A 4,392-nucleotide genomic window follows, 5' to 3' on the forward strand; every position below is an offset into this window, starting at 1 on the left:
ACGCCGCCCGACGGGGTGACGTGATAGGCAATGGTCTCATAGCCCGGAAACGCCTGATGCTGATCCGGCGCGTCGCACAGCACCAGCGTGTGTCTGTCCGCCTCGTGGCGGAAGAAGTAGTAAATCCCCTCCAGCTCCATCAGGCGGCTGATAAAGTCCAGGCTGCTCTCCTGATACTGCACGCAGTACTCCCACACCCGGTAGCTGCCCGCCAGGCGCGTCTCCACGCTGACCCCGTACTCCTTCAGCAGCGTCTGCACAATCTGCGGCACCGTCTGGCTCTGGAAGATGCGCAGGTTGCGGTCGCGCTTCATCGGCCACAGGTCCGGCTCGACCGTCAGCGCATAGACCGCGTAGCGGGTGCCGCTCAGCTCCTGGCTGCGCACCGCCACCCGGGTGATTTTGCCGTTGAGGTAGCGCGGGCTCAGCGCGTTCATCAGGCCGTCGGTCGGCAGCGTAAAGGTCACCGGCTTCCCCAGCAGGGCGTGGCGGTCGATGCGCGCGTCGGTGGCCAGCAGTTCGGCGGTGAGCACAAACGGACGGGACAGCGTCTCGGTGCCCTTAAGCGTATGGAACAGCAGGCCCTCGACCGGCAGAAGGACGGTGATACGATCAAACATAGTGATTTCCCGGACTAATGGTAATCGGTGAATTAACCCGGGTATTACCCGCGACCGGGCAATACCAGTGGGTCAGACAAGCGTCTTTTATTGTTGCAGCGGATCACATGAAGAGTTAAAAACAGGTGCCATGATACTCATTGCTACGAGGCGGAATGCCAGCTAAAAGATGATTAATTGGCAGGATCAGTATTATTTCACGTTGATATTCAGTGTCGCCAGAATAATTTCTACGCAGCGTTTATTCGCTTCAAAGTGATAACTTTTATCATTCCTGTGCTGCCCTACCAGTTCAACGTAGCACCACAAGCCTGAACAGTTGAATATGTAACTCTGGTAAAAGGCGCGCATTTTCTCTTCGTCGCTGTAGAGTTCACCTGTACAGGTCGATAATGATCCCAGCGCAGCATTGATATCATTAGGAATGGGTTCCAGCTCGTTTGCCACCAGCGTGACCGAATGCTCATGCTCCCGGAAACGTTGCGTCGACTTTTCAAAAGCATCCTCTGCGGAATGGCATACGGTACCGGAATAAAAGCAAAAATTAATGACCCCGTAATTCACACCATCTATAGTGTGATCGACGATAAGTCTGTTCTCAGCAATAACGCTGGCATGCCAGGAAACCGGTATTTTAAAAGCGTTTTCCCCATCCAGGTTAACCGAGGTCAGCAACTCCGCCATGGCTAAGTTACTGCGATGCAGCAGATTCCAGTTAACTACTGTAAAATAGATTTCATTGGCAAGCGAAGGATAGTCGCGTGCTGCACAGGACGCTTTTAATAAGAGGTAATTCCCACCGCCGCTGTCCCGATTGTAATCTTTTTGAACAGTGTATCGTGAGATCACATCGTCACCGGAAGCGTGCGTTTTTAGGGTCAATACATCTGCAAAAATACCGTTTTCCGAGGCCTTACCGACAAGACGGCGGTGCAGGATTTTTTCGCCCATCATGGCGAGTTTTTTAAACAGCCAATCAGACGCATTCATCTCCCACTGGCAGCGTTCATACGCGGCCCAAACTTCCAGATAGAGTGAGTCATCCGTAGTTAAGTAGCGTCCGATATTGGTTAAACCGACATCAGGGAAGGCAACCGGCTCCAGTTCCACAGGTTTGAGGCTTTTAGGCAGCACAACCCAGTAATGCAGCATTTCTTCTCTGGCCGATGTATAAAGGCATTTCCAGAAGCGTTGTTCGATTTCTTCTTTAGAGAAACCCGGCGTAAGGGGAAAAGTATAGTCCGTTTCAAAATTCATAGCCTGTTTCCCTTCTTAATTTAATTCGCTAGCCAGATGCCGTAATAAATGACTATAGAGCCAAGAGAAACCACGCATTTTGCAAAGATGAGCATGCCAGGCACTAACTTACTGGCAGCAGGTGAAATTCGGGCATAATTATCAGCATTATATTTTTTTTGAAAACCCACAATCCCACTAAATAAAGTGCAAATCATGATAATCATAAACTTTATGCCAAGAATAAATATAAAAGAAATGCCTATTTCTTCCATTAAATCTCCAGCAAGATCATTACTAAATCCGGGAATAGCTAACACTAATCCTTTGAGCACAAAGGCAAGTACTACAATACCAACCAGCACACCTACAAACTTCTTACCAAATCCTGCCCATTCTTTTTTATTATAAAAATCCTTTCCGTTCCAGACATAATAAACCGTTACAATCCAGAAAAATAAAAATGCTATAAATTTCATGTTAGAATCAACCCTATCTTTATTTAACCGCCAACTAAAACCGTCGCGCAACCGTTGATGATAGCACCATCTGCACCACCATTGCTTCCAGATTTTTCTGTACTATCCCTCTCACCAAAAAACAGGTCGCGGAGGGGTTTTAATGCAATTTTTACATTAATTTCGCCTGTTATCCCCAGTATAAAAGCTAACCTACCTGAGAGCTTTACTGTAGCTGAGTAATCGGTTTCATCCGCATAGGCAGTTAAACCTCCTGCTGCACCTACTGCGCCTAAATGTACTCCGCCTTTAGCATCAGCTACTACAATACCGTACAGGCTAACTTTCCCCGTAACGCTCTCTTTCACTGCCGCTGCACCTGCGCCACCCTCAACGCTGAACCCATATCTTCCTTTATTGCCGGTATATACTTCTGCAACCGCTTTTGCATCAGCAGTGCCAAGCGTCACATCGCCGGTAGCGATGGCATACAATGTGTTCTCTGTTCCTATTGAGCCCGTCGCGCCATATTGCATACCCGCCGCTGCGGCTTTGCCATTAATGCCATAGATTCCGCTATCACCGGTGTAAAGTGAGCCAGTTGCATTGGCATCTGCTATTTTATTCCGCAACTCACCTTTCAAAAGGGCGTCACTTTTCATATTCGCTAATGTGAGGTTTTCAAGCGAAAACCCAGTCGACACAGTGTCATAACTACCATCATTGGTGCTGTCTTTCAGGCTGGCATACGCCCCTAAAATTCGCGCATCGTAGTGCTCGCCATGCAACATCCCATCCTCACCAGCCTTCTTAGCCAGCGAGCCTCCCCAGTATTGCGGGGGCGCAGGTTTACATTTCGCGGGAGCCGTCGCCCCGCCTGCATGACACTGCGTCTTATCACCCTGACGGGCCAGCGCCATACCGTTAACGAATACGCTGCCGGAGCCGCTGACGATAATACCGCCACCGTGTTGCTTACACGAAAATTCATCACCTTTTCGGGCGGCGGGAAATCCGCCAATGATAACGTCAGGACTGCCGCACTGAATGGGGCCATCGTGAGCCGCTTTATCCACAGAAGCTCTGGCCGCAGGCATACCCATACTGATGTTCCTTTCAATAAGCGATTAACTGTTAATATTGACGACCGCGCCTTTGATGTCGGTGATGTTCGTGCCGGTAATGCTTACCGTATCATTTGCCTTTAATTCAGCATCTTTACCGGTACCTAAGGTGGTCAGCTTATTGCCTTTAAACAGTGCCTGCAACTCGCTCTCAGCATGGATATTTCCCGTATTCACCTGGATTTGAATGGCGTCGGGGGTGATCAAGATGTAATTCTCTTTCACCTTTAATTTGATGCTGGTGTTAGCTTCAAGCAACGCATTGCCCTCTTTATCCATGGTCAGCACCGTTTCGCCTTCGCCAACATTAATAACGTGCTGGATGCCCGTATTGCTCACCGCATGTTCACCCACGTCGGCCTGACGATTGCGCTTTATCGTGACTTTTTCGTCACGGCCTATACTTTTCTGCCGATCCACACCAACATGGTGCGTCTCACAGCTTTCCACTTCCGTATCCATATTTTTTTCGGCGTGGATCCAAATCTGCTCATGCCCTGCTTTGTCTTCAAAACGCAACGCATTAGCAGTATCGCTGTTGCCATCCTTCGACCGGCTCAGAAAGCCCATCTGCGTCGCCGCTGCCGGCAGCGCCCACGGCGGCATGCTTGCCTCGTTGTAAACCCGGCCGATGATCAGCGGACGATCCGGATCGCCGTTGATAAAGTCCACCACCACTTCGTCGTTCACTCGCGGGATCTGCACCCCGCCGAATCCCTGGCCCGCCCAGGCGCTGGAGACGCGCACCCAGCAGGAGCTGGTGTCATCGCCCTTCGCCAGCCGGTCCCAGTGAAACTTCACCTTTACCCGGCCGTAGCGGTCGGTCCAGATCGACTCGCCTTTCGGGCCCACCACCTTCGCCGTCTGCGGGCCGTGCGTTTTCGGCCACGCCGTTTCCGGCGGCGTGCGGTACGTCACCGACGACGGCAGCACCGTGAAGTGGATGTTGTGACG

5 protein-coding genes are annotated in these 4,392 nt (G+C 50.8%); all 5 read right to left on the reverse strand.

The genetic code is table 11. The features are described 5' to 3' along the window. Nucleotides 1-620 (reverse strand): type VI secretion system Vgr family protein (locus EPG66_RS03970; protein ID WP_182686046.1); only part of this gene is annotated, 620 nt, incomplete at its 3' end. Between the two features lie 192 nt (nt 621-812). Then, nucleotides 813-1,877, reverse strand: a complete 1,065-nt coding sequence (locus EPG66_RS03975) for a hypothetical protein (RefSeq protein ID WP_083068304.1) — start codon at nt 1,875-1,877, stop codon at nt 813-815. Between the two features lie 20 nt (nt 1,878-1,897). Beyond that, nucleotides 1,898-2,335 carry a hypothetical protein gene (locus EPG66_RS03980; protein WP_083068307.1) on the reverse strand — a complete coding sequence of 146 codons (438 nt, stop codon included), beginning with the start codon at nt 2,333-2,335 and terminating at the stop codon, nt 1,898-1,900. Between the two features lie 23 nt (nt 2,336-2,358). After that, nucleotides 2,359-3,417, reverse strand: a complete 1,059-nt coding sequence (locus EPG66_RS03985; RefSeq protein WP_033757377.1) for a PAAR domain-containing protein — start codon at nt 3,415-3,417, stop codon at nt 2,359-2,361. 24 nt (nt 3,418-3,441) lie between these two features. Further along, nucleotides 3,442-4,392: type VI secretion system Vgr family protein (locus tag EPG66_RS03990; RefSeq protein ID WP_182686407.1), on the reverse strand; the 951-nt coding region annotated here is incomplete at its 5' end.

Origin of the sequence: Pantoea pleuroti (assembly GCF_014156615.1) — a bacterium.
Lineage (GTDB): Bacteria > Pseudomonadota > Gammaproteobacteria > Enterobacterales > Enterobacteriaceae > Pantoea > Pantoea agglomerans.

Bases quoted from the DNA above. Each gene is read 5' to 3' on its own strand.
- EPG66_RS03975 (WP_083068304.1), bottom strand. From the start codon at position 1,877: ATGAATTTTGAAACGGACTATACTTTTCCCCTTACGCCGGGTTTCTCT.
- EPG66_RS03980 (WP_083068307.1), bottom strand. From the start codon at position 2,335: ATGAAATTTATAGCATTTTTATTTTTCTGGATTGTAACGGTTTATTAT.
- EPG66_RS03985 (WP_033757377.1), bottom strand. From the start codon at position 3,417: ATGGGTATGCCTGCGGCCAGAGCTTCTGTGGATAAAGCGGCTCACGAT.